We start from the raw sequence: 16,797 nt of genomic DNA on the forward strand, positions 1-16,797 counted from the left end.
GAACCTCAGGCATGCGTCCAATGGTGGATAGCTTCACCGTAAACTGTGCGGGCCAGGCGAATGCTATCCAGGCGGTGTATTAAAGAGCGCGATGCAACGTCTGGAACAGGGTGACGTTGTCACCGAAACTCAGATTGCGCCAGAATGGCCTGCTGTAGCGGGGAGGTGTTCATACCACGCGCTACAAAACCATGCAGCCACTCTGGAGCCAGCTCGAGCACCTGACGTGCAGCAGATTCCGTGTCAAATTCAGCAAAGACACAGGCCCCTGTGCCAGTCAGGCGCGACGGCGCGTATTCTAACAGCCAGGAAAGCGCGACATCAACCTCGCGAAAACGTTTTCTTGCGATATCCTCACAATCGTTGCCAAATTCACAATTTAATAACGTTTCTATTGACCGGACCGGGGTGTTACGCGGAAGGTCCGGATCCTTAAAGATAACCGGCGTCGGAATGCTGACTCCAGGGTGGGCCACCAGATACCATTTTTCCGCCGGACTGGCCGGGGAGAGGATCTCGCCCACTCCTTCGGCAAAGGCGGCGTGTCCGCGCACGAATACCGGCACGTCGGCACCAAGCGTTAACCCCAGCGCCGCCAGCTCATCGACCGACAGACCGCACCCCCACAGGTGATTAAGCACCACCAGCACGGTGGCGGCATTAGACGATCCGCCGCCCAGCCCGCCGCCCATCGGCAGGCGCTTGTCGACGCAGATATCGGCGCCGCTGCCCGCAGGCAAAAGCCCCGACTGCGCCGCAGCCGCCATCAGCAGGCGGGCGGCACGCACAATCAGGTTCTCTTCATCCGGCACGCCTTCTACCGGTGTTAACAACCGAATCAGCCCGTCCGCGCGCGGTTCAATCGAAATCGTGTCGCCGTAGTCGATAAACTGAAACAGCGTCTGCAGGGTGTGATACCCGTCAGCACGCTGGCCGGTAATGTACAAAAACAGGTTCAGCTTTGCCGGTGAAGGCCAGTGGCTCATCATTTGACAATCCAGTTATCCATTTTGAGCTTAATACGCTGGCTGCCTTCGGTCAGTTCCAGGCTGGACGGCAGGGCCGGTTTGCTGTTGCTGTCATAACCGCCGTATACCACTTTCCATTTTTTGCCGTTCTGGCTGTAATTCACTTCGCTCAGGCGATACTGGTCGTCGAGCTTATAATCGGTGGCATCGCCCGGCAGGCCGAGGATCCACTGGCGCAAGCTGGTAATCGGGATCGGCATCCCGGTCAGCTTACCAATCATCTCTTCGGCATCGGTGCCGGTATATTTCTGGCCTTTATTATCGGTAATTTGTGCGGTGCCCGGCTGGGCAATCAGCTCCATTTCCGTGCTGCCAAGCGGATTCAGCAGCAGCAGGCGATAGCGATCCTGGCCGGTCTGCTGCCAGAAGAAGCGCGCGTACACTTTCTGCTGATCGGACAGATAAGCAAAGGCACCGCGCGTCTGGTACTGGTTCAGGGCGCGCACATCCTGTTGATGCTGGCGCCACTGAGGCGCGTCCGGGCTTTTGCCCGGGCCTTTCGGCGGCGTGATGGAACATGCGGTCAGCACCAGCGCGGCCAGGGGCAGCAGGCGAATCAGTCTGGTCATAATGGTGACAAATCCTTGAGATACGTGGCAGTTATATTCCTTAATGCTAGCGCCCGCCTGCGGCAGCGTCTACGCTCAAGTTGTCCTAATTCCTCAAATTAACGGTTAATAACAAGCGATAACCTATTACTCCGAAAGGGGGCAGTCTCTTTTATTGATCTCGCGCATCCTGTATGATGCGGCCTGCTAACCTTATTAACGCTGGTACTACTCCCGCTCATATGACCCTTTTAGCACTCGGTATTAACCACAAAACAGCCCCGGTTTCACTGCGAGAACGCGTAACGTTTTCGCCGGATACGCTCGACCAGGCGCTGGAAAGTCTCCTTGCCCAGCCAATGGTGCAGGGTGGCGTGGTGCTGTCGACGTGCAACCGCACCGAGCTGTATCTCAGCGTGGAAGAGCAGGACAACCTGCATGAGGTGCTGATTCGCTGGCTCTGTGAATACCACAAGCTGAACGAAGACGAGCTGCGCAATAGCCTTTACTGGCACCAGGATAACGACGCCGTTAGCCATTTGATGCGTGTCGCCAGCGGTCTGGATTCACTGGTGCTGGGCGAGCCGCAGATCCTCGGTCAGGTCAAAAAAGCGTTTGCGGATTCGCAAAAAGGCCACCTCAAGGCCAGCGAGCTGGAACGCATGTTCCAGAAATCTTTCTCTGTCGCCAAGCGTGTGCGAACCGAAACCGACATTGGTGCCAGTGCGGTTTCGGTTGCTTTCGCGGCCTGTACTCTGGCGCGACAAATCTTTGAATCCTTATCGACGGTTTCCGTGCTGCTGGTCGGCGCGGGTGAAACTATCGAGCTGGTCGCCCGTCATTTACGCGAGCACAAAGTTAAAAAAATGATTATCGCCAACCGAACCCGCGAGCGCGCTCAGGCGCTGGCAGACGAAGTCGGCGCGGAAGTGATCGCCCTGAGCGACATCGATGCGCGGCTGAATGAGGCCGATATCATTATCAGTTCCACTGCCAGCCCGCTGCCGATCATCGGCAAAGGTATGGTTGAGCGCGCCCTGAAATCCCGCCGTAATCAGCCGATGCTGCTGGTGGACATCGCCGTCCCGCGCGATGTCGAGCCGGAAGTGGGCAAGCTGGCGAACGCCTATCTTTACAGCGTGGACGATCTGCAGAGCATCATTTCGCACAACCTTGCCCAGCGTAAAGCGGCAGCGGTGCAGGCCGAGACAATTGTCGAGCAAGAAACCAGCGAATTTATGGCCTGGCTGCGCGCGCAAAGCGTCAGCGAGACCATTCGCGAGTACCGCGGTCAGGCGGAGCAGGTGCGTAATGAACTGACGGCCAAAGCGCTGGCCTCCCTGGAACAGGGTGGCGATCCGCAGGTCATCATGCAGGAACTGGCATGGAAACTGACCAATCGCCTGATCCATGCCCCAACCAAATCACTTCAACAGGCCGCCCGTGACGGGGACGACGAACGCCTGACCATTCTGCGCGACAGCCTCGGGCTGGAATAGCGCACTATACCCATAATTTTTATTACAAGGTGCCCCTACGCCTATGAAGCCCTCTATCGTCGCCAAACTGGAAGCGCTGCACGAGCGCCATGAAGAAGTTCAGGCGCTGCTCGGCGATGCCGCGACTATTGCTGACCAGGAACGTTTTCGCGCGCTGTCGCGCGAGTATGCACAGTTAAGTGATGTATCACGCTGCTTTACCGAGTGGCAGCAGGTTCAGGAAGATATAGAAACCGCGCAGATGATGCTCGACGACCCGGAAATGCGCGAAATGGCGCAGGAAGAGTTGCAGGACGCTAAAGCCCGCGCGGAAGAGATGGAGCAACAGCTGCAGGTGCTGCTGCTGCCAAAAGATCCGGACGATGAACGCAACGCCTTTGTCGAAGTCCGCGCCGGGACCGGCGGGGATGAAGCGGCGCTGTTTGCCGGGGATCTGTTCCGTATGTACAGCCGTTATGCGGAATCCCGCCGCTGGCGCGTGGAGATCATCAGCGCCAACGAAGGTGAGCATGGCGGCTATAAAGAAGTGATCGCCAAGATCAGCGGTGACGGCGTATATGGCCGCCTGAAGTTCGAATCCGGCGGTCATCGCGTTCAGCGCGTACCGGCCACCGAATCGCAGGGGCGTATTCACACCTCCGCCTGCACCGTGGCGGTAATGCCCGAGCTGCCGGAAGCCGAGCTGCCGGACATCAACCCGTCCGAGCTGCGCATCGATACCTTCCGTTCGTCCGGGGCAGGCGGTCAGCACGTTAACACCACCGACTCCGCGATCCGTATTACCCACCTGCCAACCGGTATTGTGGTGGAGTGTCAGGACGAACGTTCCCAGCACAAAAACAAAGCCAAAGCGCTGTCGGTGCTGGGTGCGCGTATTCGCGCAGCTGAAATCGCCAAACGTCAGCAGGCCGAAGCCTCAACCCGCCGCAACCTGCTGGGCACCGGCGATCGCAGCGATCGCAACCGGACCTATAACTTCCCGCAGGGGCGCGTCACAGACCACCGCATCAACCTGACGCTTTACCGTCTGGATGAGACGATGGAAGGCAAGCTGGATTCGTTGATCGAGCCGATCGTGCAGGAGTACCAGGCCGATCAGCTGGCGGCGCTGGCAGAGCAGGACTAATGGATTTTCAGCACTGGCTACGTCACGCGGTCAGCGAACTCAGCGCCAGCGACAGCCCGCGTCGCGACGCGGAGATCCTGCTGGGGCACGTCACCGGCAGGGCGCGGACCTATATTCTCGCCTTTGCTGAGACGATGCTGACCCGCGACGAAGAGTCTCAGCTGGCTGAGCTGCTGGCCCGGCGCAAAACCGGCGAGCCGGTGGCGCATCTGGTGGGCGAGCGCGAGTTCTGGTCGCTGCCGCTGTACGTCTCGGCGGCGACGCTGATCCCGCGCCCGGATACCGAATGTCTGGTGGAGCAGGCGCTGGCACGATTGCCCGCGTCGCCCGCGCGCATTCTGGATTTAGGCACCGGCACCGGGGCAATTGCCCTGGCGCTGGCCAGTGAACGCCCGGACTGTCAGGTCACAGCGGTTGATGTGATGCCTGACGCGGTGGCGCTGGCGCAGCGCAATGTAGACCGTCTGGCGCTGCCAAACGTCACCGTTGTGCACAGCAGCTGGTTTTCGGCGCTCGCCGATCGCCAGTTTGAGACCATCGTCAGCAACCCCCCCTATATTGATGAAGCCGATCCCCATCTGGGTGAAGGCGATGTGCGCTTCGAGCCGCGCAGCGCGCTGGTTGCCGCCGGGCAGGGGCTGGCCGATCTGAGCCAGATTATTACCGACGCCCGCCAGCATCTGGTGAGCGACGGCTGGCTGCTGCTGGAGCACGGCTGGACCCAGGGTGAAACCGTGCGTGCGCTGTTCCTGCAGGCGGGTTATCAGCAGGTGGAAACCTGTCGCGATTATGGCGGCAATGAACGTCTGACCTTGGGTAAGTGGGCATGAACGGATTTTCGCTGCTGATCTCTGTGCATATCGCCGCCGTCGTGCTGACGGTCAGTTTTTTTGCGCTGCGCTACTGGTGGCGCTACAGCAATAATCAGCTTATCAACGCCCGCTGGGTGCGGGTCGCGCCGCACTGCATCGACACCGTGCTGTTTCTCTCGGGCGCGGGGTTGATGTGGGTGACGGGCTATCTACCGTTTACCGATGATGGCGCATGGCTGACTGAAAAGCTGTTTGGCGTTATCATCTACATCGTTTTGGGTTTTATTGCGCTGGGGCGACATCGTCCGCGCAGCCAGCAGGTAGGCTTTGTTGCTTTTCTGCTGGGGCTGGTGGTGCTGTACATCATCATTAAACTCGCCACCACAAGAATACCGTTACTGGGGTAAGTCATGAAGTCCTTGGCCGATTTCGAATTTAATAAAGTGCCGCTGTGCGACGGCATGATCCAGGTCTCGGAGATGATCCGCGATGATTTCGTCTCGCAGAACGTCTACGACGAGCTGGAGAAACTGGTGAGTCTGGCGCGTGAAGAGATTCATCAGACGCGCCCGCAGGACTGGCAGCTGGAAAAGCTGATTGAACTGTTCTACGGCGAATGGGGCTTCAGCGATAAGCGCGGCGTGTATCGTCTTTCCGATGCGCTGTGGCTCGATCAGGTTCTGGAACACCGCCAGGGCAGCGCCGTTGCGCTGGGGGCGATTTTGCTGTGGGTGGCGCACCGTCTGGATATCCCGCTGGTGCCGGTCATCTTCCCGACGCAAATGCTGCTGCGCGCCGAGTGGCTCGACGGAGAAATGTGGTTAATCAACCCGTTCAACGGCGACACTCTTGATGAACACACGCTGGACGTCTGGCTGAAGGGCAATATCAGTCCGCTGGCCGAGCTGTTCAATGAAGATCTGGACGAAGCGGACAACGCCGAAGTGGTGCGCAAGCTGCTGGACACCTTAAAATCTGCGCTGATGGAAGAGCGGCAGATGGAGCTGGCATTACGCGCCAGTGAGGTGCTGCTGCAGTTTAACCCGGAAGATCCGTACGAGATCCGCGACCGCGGCCTGATCTACGTCCAGCTGGAGTGCGACCACGTGGCGCTGACTGATTTGAATTATTTCGTTGAGCAGTGTCCGGAAGATCCGATCAGCGAAATGATTCGCGCGCAGATTAACTCCATCGCGCATAAACAGATTACGTTGCATTAATCTTAATTCCGATTCACCCCTGAATAAGGCGATCCTATGAAACAAAAAGTGGTTAGCATTGGCGATATCAAGGTAGCGAACGACCTGCCGTTCGTGCTGTTCGGTGGCATGAACGTTCTGGAATCCCGCGATCTGGCGATGCGCATCTGCGAACACTACGTGACCGTTACCCAGAAGCTGGGGATCCCGTATGTGTTTAAGGCCTCTTTTGACAAAGCCAACCGCTCCTCTATTCACTCTTACCGTGGCCCGGGTCTGGAAGAGGGGATGAAGATTTTCCAGGAGCTGAAGCAGACGTTCGGCGTGAAAGTGATCACCGACGTTCACGAAGCCAGCCAGGCGCAGCCGGTTGCTGACGTGGTTGACGTGATCCAGCTGCCTGCGTTCCTCGCCCGTCAGACCGATCTGGTTGAAGCGATGGCGAAGACCGGTGCCGTCATCAACGTGAAAAAACCGCAGTTCGTCAGCCCGGGGCAGATGGGGAATATTGTCGACAAGTTTATCGAAGGCGGTAACGACAAAGTGATCCTCTGCGACCGTGGTTCTAACTTCGGCTATGACAACCTGGTTGTGGATATGCTGGGCTTCAGCGTGATGAAGAACGTGTCGAACCAGTCCCCGGTGATCTTCGACGTCACCCACGCCCTGCAGTGCCGCGACCCGTTTGGCGCCGCCTCTGGCGGTCGTCGTGCGCAGGTTGCTGAGCTGGCGCGTGCCGGTATGGCTACCGGTCTGGCGGGGCTGTTTATCGAAGCCCACCCGGATCCAGCCAATGCGAAATGCGACGGCCCGTCCGCACTGCCGCTGGACAAGCTGGAGCCGTTCCTGAAGCAAATCAAAGCGATTGACGACCTGGTCAAAAACTTTGACGAGCTGGACACCAGCAACTGATCGTCATGAATGAAAAAACCCGCCTCGGCGGGTTTTTTTTTGCCCAGTGACAGGCTAGGCAAAGATCGTCATCAGATACGCAACAAACAGCGCCATATGCGCCGCACCGTTCAGCACGTTGGTCCGCCCGGTAGAGAACGAAATCTGACACAGCACCAGCGAAGCGACCATCACAATCATCTCCGGAGCGCCAAGGCTAAACACCAGCTCGTTGCCGGTCAGGAAGGCAATCAGCGTCACCACCGGAACGGTCAGGGAGATGGTGGCCAGCACCGAACCAAAGAACAGGTTCATGGCGCGCTGCACCTGATTGTTCAGCACCGCCCGCAGTGCCCCCAGCCCTTCCGGGGAGAGGATCAGCAGCGCGACGAGGAAGCCAGTAAAGGCCACCGGCGCATTCAGCTCGGTCAGCAGCGTTTCCAGCGGTGCCGCGTTCATTTTGGTCACGGCGATAACCGCAATCAGATGCACGATCAGCCAAATCGAGTGCCACAGATTGCTGTGCGCTGACGGTTTACCGTGATGCGGGTCATCGTCGTCGCCTTCATCTTCATGCTCATACACGAATAGGCTCTGGTGCGTTTTGGTCTGAATCAGCAAAAACACGCCGTACATCGCCGCTGAAATCAATGCCACCAGCAGGGCCTGACCGGTCGTAAAGTTGGCTCCGGGCAGCGCCATCGGAAACACCAGCACGATAATCGCCAGCGGGAAGAGGGCAATCAGATACTGTTTAATACCAAACAGATTCACATACTGGGTAGCAAATTTACGCCCGCCCAGCAGCAGCGAGAAGCCAACCAGACCGCCGGTGACAATCATGATGATGGAATAAAGGGTGTCGCGCATCAGGGTCGGGGCGGCGTCGCCGGTCGCCATCAGCGCAGAAATGAGGCTCACTTCCAGAATAACGACAGAGAGACTTAAAATCAGGGAACCGTAGGGTTCGCCGAGGCGGTGGGCTAACACGTCAGCATGGCGCACCACGCTAAAAGCACTACTCAAAATACCGATAAGGGCAAGGATGTTAATGCCGATGACCACTGGCAGCGTCTGGCTATTTCCCCAGAAGAACAACACCGCCAGCGCCAGCAGCGGGAAAATGAGAGACGTCTCCTTATGACGGGTTTTCACCGTCTCGTGTGTGGTTGTCATGTGATTCTCCATGTATGCAGGTGCTTGTAATTATAGATAGAAAAAGCGGAACGTTAAATTAACAGATTAGCGTTAACTTCCGCTTACCTTTTACCTGAATTTACGGTTTGGCTGTTTTAGGTGATGAGTGAGCCATAATAAGACATTTTTGTTAAATATATCCTTAATAACAGTGAATTATAAAACAGAATAATCCGTTTATTCTTAAAGCTGGAAGCCGTCAGTATTGTGAGCCACACTTAATAAGTGATTAAAAATAGGGGTTTGCAATGCCATACAAAACGAAAAGCGATTTACCCGACAGTGTCCAGCATGTGTTACCCGCACATGCGCAGGAGATCTACAAAGAAGCCTTCAACAGCGCCTGGGATCAGTATAAGGATAAAGACGACAGGCGGGACGATGCCACCCGGGAGGAGACCGCGCACCGCGTGGCCTGGGCGGCCGTGAAGCACGACTACCAAAAGGGGGACGACGACAAATGGCACAAGAAGAAATAGCCCGCTGATTAAATCAGGACAAATAGTTAGCAGCCTGCAATTTGATATTTAAGGCGGTTATTCATCCCCTGAGTTGCATGCGGCCGATTTATTGCATATCGTCACTGTAACTGCTTTCTAATTGAGCAGTAAAAAGACCTGGAAGGTTCATATAAAGGTATCGCAAGGAAGCAAGCAGTGGCAGAGGTGCAATATGATTACGCGTGATTTTCTGATGAAGGCCGACTGTAAAACGGCCTTTGGTGATATTGAAGAGTCGCTGCTCTGGTCGGCTGAACAGCGTGCAGCGTCGCTGGCGGCAACGCTGGCGTGCCGTCCGGACGCCGGTCCCGTGTGGCTCTTTGGTTATGGTTCGTTGATGTGGAACCCGGCGCTGGACTATCAAGAGTCCGCCACCGGGACGCTGCCGGGCTGGCATCGCGCATTCTGTTTGCGCCTGACCGCCGGACGCGGCAGTGCCTGTCAGCCAGGCCGGATGCTTGCCCTGAAAGAGGGCGGACGCACCACGGGGGTGGCCTATCGCCTGCCGGATGCGACGCTGGAAGAGGAGCTGGCCCTGCTGTGGAAGCGTGAAATGATCACCGGCTGCTATATGCCGAGCTGGTGCAAGCTGGATCTCGATGACGGACGCACCGTCAACGCGCTGGTCTTTATTATGGATCCGCGCCATCCGCTGTTTGAAGCCGATACGCGCACGCAGGTGATTGCGCCGCTGATCGCCGCCGCCAGCGGACCGCTTGGCACCAATGCCCAGTACCTGTTCTCACTCGATCAGGAGCTGACGCGCCTCGGTATGCAGGATGATTGTCTGAATGAGCTGGTGTCGAAAGTGCGGGCTTTACTGGAAAGTAGCCTGCCCGAAACTCAACTGCGCGCGGGCTTTGCCTGAAAAAATGCCCGGTGGCCTTGCGGCGCACCGGGCGAGTATTGTTACGCGGCGACGAAGCTAATCGAATGCTCGAGCGACTGACTGTGGCTGTCGATCAGCACTTCCCAGGTGCCGGTATACGGCACCGTGAGCCACGCGTTGTCCCGATCCTCAACGCTTAAAATATCCGCCTGCGTTTTGCGCGGCGCTTTGTGGTTCATCAGATGAATATGACAACGCTCTGAGCAACGCACCACCACCGTATCCCCGCCAAACAATTTCAAACTTGCTTTCACCAGTGCCATTTTTTACCCCGTTTCTGGAAACAACGCTCTCCTTGCGGCTAATCCTGAGCGTGATGTTGTTCACAATTCACTCATGACATAACACCAAAGGGGAAGGCAGCCGATGCTGATTTTGATCAAAAAATGTCATAACCCTTAAACAAAAATGACAATATGCCTGAAAGCTTTCAGCTGACGCCGCATTACACGGCTTTCAGGCAGTGGATTGATATTAAATGCGGAAATGTCCGGCGGTTTCAGCGAGCTCGCCCGCCTGACCCTGCAGGGCGCTGGCCGCCGCGGCCGATTGCACCACCAGCTCGGCGTTCTGCTGCACCATACCGTCGAGGTGCGTCACCGCCCGGTTAATCTCCTGAATGCCTTTCATCTGCTCGCTGGTGGCGACGGTAATTTCCCGCATGATCCCCGACATGCTGCCGATGCTGGTGACGATCTCATCCATGCTCTGTCCGGCCAGATGGACGTAGCGTGAACCGGTCGCCACGCTGTTGGTGGTGGAATCAATCAGGGTTTTAATCTCTTTGGCCGCCTGGGCGCTGCGGCTGGCGAGATTACGCACCTCACCGGCTACCACCGCAAAGCCGCGACCCTGTTCGCCCGCGCGCGCCGCTTCTACCGAGGCGTTCAGCGCCAGGATATTGGTCTGGAAGGCAATACCGTCAATCACGCTGGTGATGTCGCCAATCTGGGTAGACGCCGCTTCGATGGCCTGCATCGTTGAGATCGCCTGGGATACCACGCTGCCACCGCGTGAGGCGGCTTCAGAGGCTTTCTCGGCCTGGCTGTTAGCCACCGCCGCCGATTCGGTCGACTGGGCGACCGAGGCGGTGATCTGCTCTACGGCGCTGGCGGTTTCGCGCAGGCTGGAGGCGGCCTGTTCGGTACGACCGGAGAGATCCCGGTTACCGGCGGCAATCTCCTGGGCGGCATTTTTCACCGAGGCGCTGGCGTCGCGCAGCTGCACCATCACTACCGACAGCTTGTCGCTGAAGGCGTTAAACGCATGGGCGATCTGCGCCACCTCGTCGTCGCCTTTTTCCGGCAGACGCTGGGAGAGATCGTTGGTGCCATTGGCAATGGCGTGCATTGCGTCGCGGATCTCCGACAGCCTTTTTAGCAGGCGGGCAATCACAAAGTGGACCACCGCCCCGCTAAGCAGGACCAGGATGGCCAGCGACAGCCCCGAGGCCTTCACCAGGGTGCGCATCCCCGCGGTAGCATCCGCGCTGTCGAGGGCGACTATCAGCTGCCACTGGGTACCGGCAATCGGCGCGGCGGCGAAGGTTTTTGTCACCCCGTTAAACTGACCCACCACGCTGTCGCCGCGTTTCAGGGCATTCAGATCCACGTCGCTGATGACGTCGTTAAATCGCTTCAGCGTCAGGGCCGGATCGTTGGCAGCAATCACCGTGCCGTCGCTGTCGATCAGCAGACCGCTGCTGGCCGGCGTCGGGTGGATGCCCTGCACGTTGGCGATCACGCTATCCATTGCCACATCACCAGCCAGCACCGCTTTCAGTTCGCCGTTCTCTATCACCGGTACGGCAAAGGTGACCACCAGTTTTTTGGTGCCGGTATCGACATACGGGGCGGTGACCACCGGGCGACCTTCTTTGGCGGCCTGCTGATACCAAGGGCGTATGGTAGGATCGTAATCGTCAGGCACCCCGGCAGGCTCAGAGAATTTTGCCGTTTTGCTGGCATAGCCAACGTAGACGTTAATAAACCCGCCCGCCTGCGCCAGCTGTTTAAACATCGGCACCGGATCGTCGCTCAGGGCCACGCTCTGCAGGGAGTTGATCACCATCATCTTGCTGTTGACCCAGTCGCCGATCGCCAGACTGTGGCTGGCGCGGGTGCTGGCCAGCATATCGCGCTGCGACTGCTGGTTGTCCTCGCGCGTTACCTGGAAATTAATGACGGTATTAAGAAGAAGGGCGACGACCAGACAACCGACTGTCGCCGCGATAATACGAGCGCGAATTGACCTGAACATAGAGAAATACCTGCTGAGTGAGAATACAAAGCCTATCGGCAATGAGCAGGTAAACTTGATGCTGGAACCGCGGTCATAAGCAAAAAATATATTCTTTTGGAAATTATTAAAATGTTAATAATTTATCGGCAGCCAACGTCCACTGCGCCAGCTCGACCAAAGTGCCGATCTCAACCCCGTCAATCAGCGGCAGGGCGCTGATCCCACGCCCGTCGGTGCAGGTCTTGCACAGCTTCACCGGCACATCCTGTGCGGTCAGGATCTCCAGCATCTGCTGAATGTTATACCCCTCGGCCGGTTTCTGCCCGCGCAGCCCGGCGGTCACCGCATCTGACATTAAAAACAGGCGTAAATCCAGCGCGTCTTCCTGTTCGCGCAGGGCGATGGCCAGCCGCAGGCTGTTAAATAACGACTCGCTGCCGTAGGCCGCGCCGTTGGCGACAATCACGATCTTCTGCATTTTGACTCCTGATAGTTTAAAAGGCATGAATATTGCTTATCTCTTTAACACACTGACCCGGGAGAGTAAGCATGACGATAATCACTGGCCGTCTACCCGGCGCCACTGAATGGTTCCAGCACGCCAGACTGATGCGCAAACAGCAGCTGTGCAAACTGGCGCAGCTCGGCACGCTGGTGAGCCGGATTAGCCACCTGGCGCATATGCTCCAGTGCGAGCGCGGGGCATCGAATATCTGGCTCTGCTCGCAGGGTACGCTGTATGCCCTGGAGTGCAAGGCCAGCCGTGCGCTGGTCGACGATCAGCGCACGGCGCTGCACCATGCGCTGGGTACGCCGCTGATGGCCAGCAGCACCCTGTGCGAACGCGTCGCCAGCGCCCTGCAAAGCCTGGAGCAACTGCCTCAGCTTCGCGAGGCCATCACCGCCTGCTCGCTGCCCGCCGCCACGGCGATGGAACACTACAGCCGCGCCCTGCGCAATCTGCTCAGTATCGTGCCGCAGCTCAATGACAGCATTGACGATCCGCAAATCGCAGGCAGATTTGTTGCGCTCTACAGCCTGATGCAGGGCAAAGAGCTGGTGGGGCAGGAGCGGGCACTGGGGGCGATCGGCTTTACCCAGGGCTTTTTCAGCGATGAGATGCGCCAGACCCTGGTGGACCGGATCGACGGGCAGCAGGCTTGCTTCGATGTTTTCCTCTCTCTGGCGCCGGTTGCGCTGCACGAGCACTTTACACTCAGCGTGCCGGGTGCCGAGACCGAACAGCTGCGGCGGCAGGCCTGCACCCGCCAGCCCGCGGCGGATAAGGGCGTGCTGGCCCTGCACTGGTTCTCGTTGCAAACCGCGCGGCTGGAACAGCTGCGCACCCTCGAAGAGTTGCAGATCGCCGACCTGATGCTGGCGGTCGACGCGCTGATCGCCCGGGCTGACGACTACCCGGCAGAAGAGCCGCTGGCGGATGAACCCCTGGCGCTGTATCCGCAAAAGCCGCTCCTGCCGCTGGTGCGCCAGCAGGCGCGCGAGATTGAACAACTCTCCCGTCAGCTGGCGTCGATGCGCGACACGCTGGAGGAGCGCAAGGTGATCGATAAAGCCAAAAGCGTACTCATGACCCATCAGCAGATGAGCGAGGAGCAGGCCTGGTGCCAGCTGCGCAAAATGGCGATGGATAAAAATCAAAGGATGGTGGATATCGCCCGGGCGCTGCTGACGGTGAAGGCGCTGTGGCAGGAGACCTCCAAAGGCTAGTTGCACTGCGGACGGGCAACGCCTGCATGATTCAGGTGCGTTTTACCTGCCCGCAGGCAGAAAAAGCCCGTCGGGAAAGGATTTAAAAGCTGGCATCATCTTTGCAATAGTTAATTAACAATGTTAGACGGCGCGCCAACGGCGGTGCGTCAGTCTTCAGGATAAAGGCGTCCTGCAGTGCTTCGGCACTGCCGGGCGCTTTTTTTTGGCATTTTTTCGGGAGTGAGCATGGTGGAATGGACAAGACGGCGTTTCTTACAGGCCAGCGCGCTGGCGGGCGGGGCAATGATGTTGCCGGGCCTGATGCAGACCGCGTGGGCCGCAGGCTCCGATAAGCCGGAGCTCGATACCGTGCGCGTCGGCTTTATCCCGCTGACCGACTGCGCGCCGCTGGCGATCGCGGCTTATAAAGGGTTCGATAAAAAATACGGCTTTACCCTGGTGCCGACCAAAGAGGCCAGCTGGGCCGCCGTCCGCGACAAGCTGGTGGCCGGAGAACTCGACGCTGCACACATTCTTTACGGCCTGCTGTACGGCCTGGAGCTGGGGATCGCCGGGAAGCCTAAACAGATGGCGAACCTGATGACCCTCAACCAGAACGGGCAGGCGATCACCCTCTCGAGCGAGCTGGCGCAGCAGGGCGTGCGCGACGTCGAGGGGCTGAAAAAGCTGATTGGACAGCAGGCACCGGGCAGCTACACCTTCGCCCATACCTTCCCGACCGGCACCCACGCCATGTGGCTCTACTACTGGCTGGCGAGTGCGGGCATCAATCCATTCGACGACGTGCGCACCGTGGTGGTGCCGCCGCCGCAGATGGTGATGAACATGCGCATCGGCAACATGGTTGGCTTTTGCGTCGGCGAGCCGTGGAACGCCCGGGCCATCAACGACCGGATCGGCTTTACCGCTGCCACCTCCCAGTCGGTATGGCCAGAGCACCCGGAAAAAATCCTCGGTACCCGCCAGGAGTGGGTCGAGAGTCACCCGAACACCGCCCGGGCGCTGGTCAGCGCCCTGCTGGAGGCGCAGCGCTGGATCGATGCCTCGCCGCAGAACAAGCAGGAGACCGCCCAACTGCTGGCGCGTCGCGCCTGGCTCAACACCAAAGAGCAGTACCTCACCGGGCGCATGCTGGGGGAGTACGACAACGGCGTCGGACAGCGCTGGCAGGATGCCAACCCGATTCGCTTCTTCGGCGAGGGGGCGGTCAGCTACCCGTGGCACTCCGACGGCATGTGGTTCTTAACCCAGTTCCGCCGCTGGGGGCTGCTGAAAACCGACCCGGACTACGCCGCCATCGCCAAACGCATTAACCGCACCGATATCTGGCAGGATGCCGCTACCGCGGTGGGAGGGATTTCAACACCTTCGTCACCGCTTCGCAGCAGCCGGCTGATGGACGGCACCGTCTGGAACGGGACCGATCCGAAAGCGTACGCCAACAGTTTTGCCATTCACCGTACAGGGGCCTGATATGAAAAAAGTAAACACCAAAGCGGCACCCGCCGCGCCGGTCAGCGGTGAAGTCATCACCCTGCCGCCGGTTCAGGTACGCCGTCGCGCACCGGCCTTCGCCCGGCAGATTAATGCCCTGCTGCAGCGGCTGATCCCGGCAGTGCTCGGTCTGGGGCTGCTGGTGCTAGCCTGGCAGCTGGCCGCGCTGAACAGCAAAGGCTTTCCGACGCCGCTCAGCACCCTGGATTCGGCCATGACGCTGTTTGCCGATCCCTTCTACCGTGACGGGCCAAACGACATGGGGGTGGGCTGGAACGTGCTGGCTTCCCTGCAGCGCGTGGCCATCGGTTTTGGTCTGGCGGCGCTGGTCGGGATTCCGCTGGGGTTCCTGATAGGCCGTTTCACCTTTCTGGCCCGCATGTTTAACCCGCTGATTGCGCTCCTGCGTCCGGTCAGCCCGCTGGCCTGGCTGCCGATTGGCCTGCTGCTGTTTCAGAAAGCAGAACCCGCCTCCAGCTGGACCATTTTTATCTGCTCGATCTGGCCGATGGTGATTAACACTGCCGAAGGGGTACGCCGCATTCCGGAAGATTACCTCAACGTGGCGCGGGTATTGCAGCTCTCAGAGTGGACGGTGATGCGCCGCATTCTGTTCCCGGCGGTGCTGCCTGCGGTCCTGACCGGGGTACGTCTCTCCATCGGCATCGCCTGGCTGGTGATTGTCGCGGCAGAGATGCTCACCGGGGGGCTGGGGATCGGCTTCTGGATCTGGAACGAGTGGAACAACCTCAACGTTGAAAACATTCTTATCGCCATCGTCATTATCGGCGTGGTCGGTTTACTGCTGGAGCAGGGGCTGATGCTGATCGCCCGTCGTTTCAGCTGGCAGGAAAAATAAGGAGCGCACATGAAACCATTAATTCAGGTCCAGGCCGTCAGCCAACGTTTTTCCACCGCCAGCGGCGAGTTTCTGGCGCTGCAGAACGTCTCATTTGATATTCACGAAGGGGAGACCGTCAGCCTGATTGGTCACTCCGGCTGCGGCAAGTCAACGCTGCTGAACCTGATCGCGGGCATCACCTTGCCTACCGAGGGCGGGTTGCTCTGTGACAACCGCGAAATTGCCGGGCCAGGCCCGGAGCGGGCGGTGGTATTCCAGAACCACTCCCTGCTGCCGTGGCTGACCTGCTTCGACAACGTGGCGCTGGCGGTGGATCAGGTGTTCCGCCGCAGCATGAGCAAAGCGGAACGCCGGGAGTGGATCGAGCACAACCTCGACCGGGTGCAGATGGGGCACGCCATCCACAAACGCCCCGGCGAGATTTCCGGCGGCATGAAGCAGCGTGTCGGCATTGCCCGCGCGCTGGCGATGAAGCCAAAAGTGCTGCTGATGGACGAGCCCTTTGGTGCCCTCGACGCCCTGACCCGCGCCCATCTGCAGGATTCGGTGATGAAAATCCAGCAGGAGCTGAATACCACCATCGTGCTGATCACCCACGACGTGGACGAAGCGGTGCTGCTCTCGGATCGGGTGCTGATGATGACCAACGGCCCGGCGGCGACGGTCGGTGAGATATTGCGCGTCGATCTGCCGCGCCCGCGCAACCGGGTGCAGCTGGCGGAAGACAGCCGCTATCACCATATGCGTCAGCAGATCCTGCATTTCCTCTACGAAAAACAG

Annotated in this window: 18 protein-coding genes; 12 read left to right on the forward strand and 6 right to left on the reverse strand. The window is 58.7% G+C overall.

Translation table 11 applies throughout. The annotated features are described in order from the left end of the window. Positions 1–119: 119 nt before the first annotated feature. Complete coding sequence (ispE, locus tag ACRDD5_RS20455) at positions 120–986, reverse strand: 4-(cytidine 5'-diphospho)-2-C-methyl-D-erythritol kinase (protein ID WP_438677830.1); 867 nt, start codon at positions 984–986, stop codon at positions 120–122. Beyond that, a complete protein-coding gene (lolB, locus tag ACRDD5_RS20460) occupies positions 986–1,597 on the reverse strand; it encodes a lipoprotein insertase outer membrane protein LolB (RefSeq protein ID WP_271284113.1) in 612 nt (203 codons plus the stop codon). The genes ispE and lolB overlap by 1 nt, the downstream gene beginning before the upstream one ends. Positions 1,598–1,818: 221 nt before the next feature. On the opposite strand from lolB, the gene hemA reads away from it, so the two are divergent. Genes hemA through kdsA form a run of 6 tightly spaced genes read left to right on the forward strand, consistent with a single transcriptional unit; the run spans position 1,819 to position 7,124 of the window. Continuing rightward, positions 1,819–3,075, forward strand: a complete 1,257-nt coding sequence (hemA, locus tag ACRDD5_RS20465) for a glutamyl-tRNA reductase (protein WP_271284114.1) — start codon at positions 1,819–1,821, stop codon at positions 3,073–3,075. Positions 3,076–3,118: 43 nt separating this feature from the next. Beyond that, positions 3,119–4,201: a peptide chain release factor 1 gene (gene prfA, locus ACRDD5_RS20470; protein ID WP_271284115.1), complete on the forward strand. Its 1,083-nt coding sequence runs from the start codon at positions 3,119–3,121 to the stop codon at positions 4,199–4,201. After that, on the forward strand, positions 4,201–5,031 hold the full coding sequence (gene prmC / locus ACRDD5_RS20475) for a peptide chain release factor N(5)-glutamine methyltransferase (protein ID WP_438677824.1): 831 nt from the start codon (positions 4,201–4,203) through the stop codon (positions 5,029–5,031). Before prfA ends, prmC begins: the two co-directional genes overlap by 1 nt. Then, complete coding sequence (gene sirB2, locus ACRDD5_RS20480; protein WP_438677825.1) at positions 5,028–5,420, forward strand: invasion regulator SirB2; 393 nt, start codon at positions 5,028–5,030, stop codon at positions 5,418–5,420. The genes prmC and sirB2 overlap by 4 nt, the downstream gene beginning before the upstream one ends. A gap of 3 nt (positions 5,421–5,423) precedes the next feature. Continuing rightward, positions 5,424–6,233: an invasion regulator SirB1 gene (gene sirB1 / locus ACRDD5_RS20485; protein WP_271284118.1), complete on the forward strand. Its 810-nt coding sequence runs from the start codon at positions 5,424–5,426 to the stop codon at positions 6,231–6,233. 36 nt (positions 6,234–6,269) lie between these two features. Beyond that, entirely contained in the window at positions 6,270–7,124 is an 855-nt protein-coding gene (gene kdsA / locus ACRDD5_RS20490; RefSeq protein ID WP_271284119.1) for a 3-deoxy-8-phosphooctulonate synthase, read from the forward strand. A gap of 54 nt (positions 7,125–7,178) precedes the next feature. Here the strand turns inward: kdsA and chaA are convergent, their stop codons facing one another. Continuing rightward, on the reverse strand, positions 7,179–8,279 hold the full coding sequence (gene chaA, locus ACRDD5_RS20495) for a sodium-potassium/proton antiporter ChaA (RefSeq protein WP_271284120.1): 1,101 nt from the start codon (positions 8,277–8,279) through the stop codon (positions 7,179–7,181). 269 nt (positions 8,280–8,548) lie between these two features. Between chaA and chaB the strand changes: the two genes are divergently transcribed. After that, the gene (gene chaB / locus ACRDD5_RS20500) at positions 8,549–8,779 is read left to right on the forward strand and encodes a putative cation transport regulator ChaB (protein ID WP_271284121.1); all 231 of its coding nucleotides are present in this window, start codon (positions 8,549–8,551) and stop codon (positions 8,777–8,779) included. Between the two features lie 193 nt (positions 8,780–8,972). After that, complete coding sequence (locus ACRDD5_RS20505; protein ID WP_438677826.1) at positions 8,973–9,668, forward strand: gamma-glutamylcyclotransferase; 696 nt, start codon at positions 8,973–8,975, stop codon at positions 9,666–9,668. 41 nt (positions 9,669–9,709) lie between these two features. On the opposite strand, the gene ACRDD5_RS20510 is transcribed toward ACRDD5_RS20505, so the two are convergent. The 3 genes from ACRDD5_RS20510 to ACRDD5_RS20520 form a co-directional block, all read right to left on the reverse strand. Further along, positions 9,710–9,952: a DUF1883 domain-containing protein gene (locus tag ACRDD5_RS20510; protein WP_271284123.1), complete on the reverse strand. Its 243-nt coding sequence runs from the start codon at positions 9,950–9,952 to the stop codon at positions 9,710–9,712. A 211-nt stretch (positions 9,953–10,163) separates the two neighbouring features. Further along, positions 10,164–11,948: a methyl-accepting chemotaxis protein gene (locus ACRDD5_RS20515; protein ID WP_438677827.1), complete on the reverse strand. Its 1,785-nt coding sequence runs from the start codon at positions 11,946–11,948 to the stop codon at positions 10,164–10,166. 106 nt (positions 11,949–12,054) lie between these two features. Continuing rightward, entirely contained in the window at positions 12,055–12,408 is a 354-nt protein-coding gene (locus ACRDD5_RS20520) for a DsrE/DsrF/TusD sulfur relay family protein (RefSeq protein ID WP_271284125.1), read from the reverse strand. Positions 12,409–12,479: 71 nt separating this feature from the next. Here ACRDD5_RS20520 and nasR point away from each other — a divergent pair, with 71 nt between their 5' ends. From nasR to ACRDD5_RS20540, 4 genes are all read left to right on the forward strand, one after another. After that, positions 12,480–13,658 (forward strand): nitrate regulatory protein NasR, encoded by a 1,179-nt coding sequence (gene nasR, locus ACRDD5_RS20525; RefSeq protein WP_271284126.1) that lies wholly within the window; start codon positions 12,480–12,482, stop codon positions 13,656–13,658. A 228-nt stretch (positions 13,659–13,886) separates the two neighbouring features. Next, entirely contained in the window at positions 13,887–15,134 is a 1,248-nt protein-coding gene (locus ACRDD5_RS20530) for a CmpA/NrtA family ABC transporter substrate-binding protein (RefSeq protein ID WP_438677828.1), read from the forward strand. 1 nt (position 15,135) lies between these two features. Beyond that, complete coding sequence (gene ntrB, locus ACRDD5_RS20535) at positions 15,136–16,014, forward strand: nitrate ABC transporter permease (RefSeq protein WP_271284128.1); 879 nt, start codon at positions 15,136–15,138, stop codon at positions 16,012–16,014. 9 nt (positions 16,015–16,023) lie between these two features. Further along, positions 16,024–16,797 (forward strand): ABC transporter ATP-binding protein (locus tag ACRDD5_RS20540; protein ID WP_438677829.1); only part of this gene is annotated, 774 nt, incomplete at its 3' end.

The organism is Silvania sp., assembly GCF_051656365.1.
In the GTDB taxonomy this organism is placed as follows: Bacteria; Pseudomonadota; Gammaproteobacteria; order Enterobacterales; family Enterobacteriaceae; genus Enterobacter; species Enterobacter hatchlandensis.

Excerpts from the sequence above, each read along its gene's own strand:
- ACRDD5_RS20520 (WP_271284125.1), bottom strand. The coding sequence starts at position 12,408 with ATGCAGAAGATCGTGATTGTCGCCAACGGCGCGGCCTACGGCAGCGAG.
- ispE (WP_438677830.1), bottom strand. The coding sequence starts at position 986 with ATGAGCCACTGGCCTTCACCGGCAAAGCTGAACCTGTTTTTGTACATT.
- hemA (WP_271284114.1), top strand. The coding sequence starts at position 1,819 with ATGACCCTTTTAGCACTCGGTATTAACCACAAAACAGCCCCGGTTTCA.
- lolB (WP_271284113.1), bottom strand. The coding sequence starts at position 1,597 with ATGACCAGACTGATTCGCCTGCTGCCCCTGGCCGCGCTGGTGCTGACC.
- ACRDD5_RS20510 (WP_271284123.1), bottom strand. The coding sequence starts at position 9,952 with ATGGCACTGGTGAAAGCAAGTTTGAAATTGTTTGGCGGGGATACGGTG.
- chaB (WP_271284121.1), top strand. The coding sequence starts at position 8,549 with ATGCCATACAAAACGAAAAGCGATTTACCCGACAGTGTCCAGCATGTG.
- nasR (WP_271284126.1), top strand. The coding sequence starts at position 12,480 with ATGACGATAATCACTGGCCGTCTACCCGGCGCCACTGAATGGTTCCAG.
- kdsA (WP_271284119.1), top strand. The coding sequence starts at position 6,270 with ATGAAACAAAAAGTGGTTAGCATTGGCGATATCAAGGTAGCGAACGAC.
- prmC (WP_438677824.1), top strand. The coding sequence starts at position 4,201 with ATGGATTTTCAGCACTGGCTACGTCACGCGGTCAGCGAACTCAGCGCC.
- ACRDD5_RS20505 (WP_438677826.1), top strand. The coding sequence starts at position 8,973 with ATGATTACGCGTGATTTTCTGATGAAGGCCGACTGTAAAACGGCCTTT.
- sirB2 (WP_438677825.1), top strand. The coding sequence starts at position 5,028 with ATGAACGGATTTTCGCTGCTGATCTCTGTGCATATCGCCGCCGTCGTG.
- sirB1 (WP_271284118.1), top strand. The coding sequence starts at position 5,424 with ATGAAGTCCTTGGCCGATTTCGAATTTAATAAAGTGCCGCTGTGCGAC.
- ntrB (WP_271284128.1), top strand. The coding sequence starts at position 15,136 with ATGAAAAAAGTAAACACCAAAGCGGCACCCGCCGCGCCGGTCAGCGGT.
- ACRDD5_RS20515 (WP_438677827.1), bottom strand. The coding sequence starts at position 11,948 with ATGTTCAGGTCAATTCGCGCTCGTATTATCGCGGCGACAGTCGGTTGT.
- ACRDD5_RS20530 (WP_438677828.1), top strand. The coding sequence starts at position 13,887 with ATGGTGGAATGGACAAGACGGCGTTTCTTACAGGCCAGCGCGCTGGCG.
- chaA (WP_271284120.1), bottom strand. The coding sequence starts at position 8,279 with ATGACAACCACACACGAGACGGTGAAAACCCGTCATAAGGAGACGTCT.
- prfA (WP_271284115.1), top strand. The coding sequence starts at position 3,119 with ATGAAGCCCTCTATCGTCGCCAAACTGGAAGCGCTGCACGAGCGCCAT.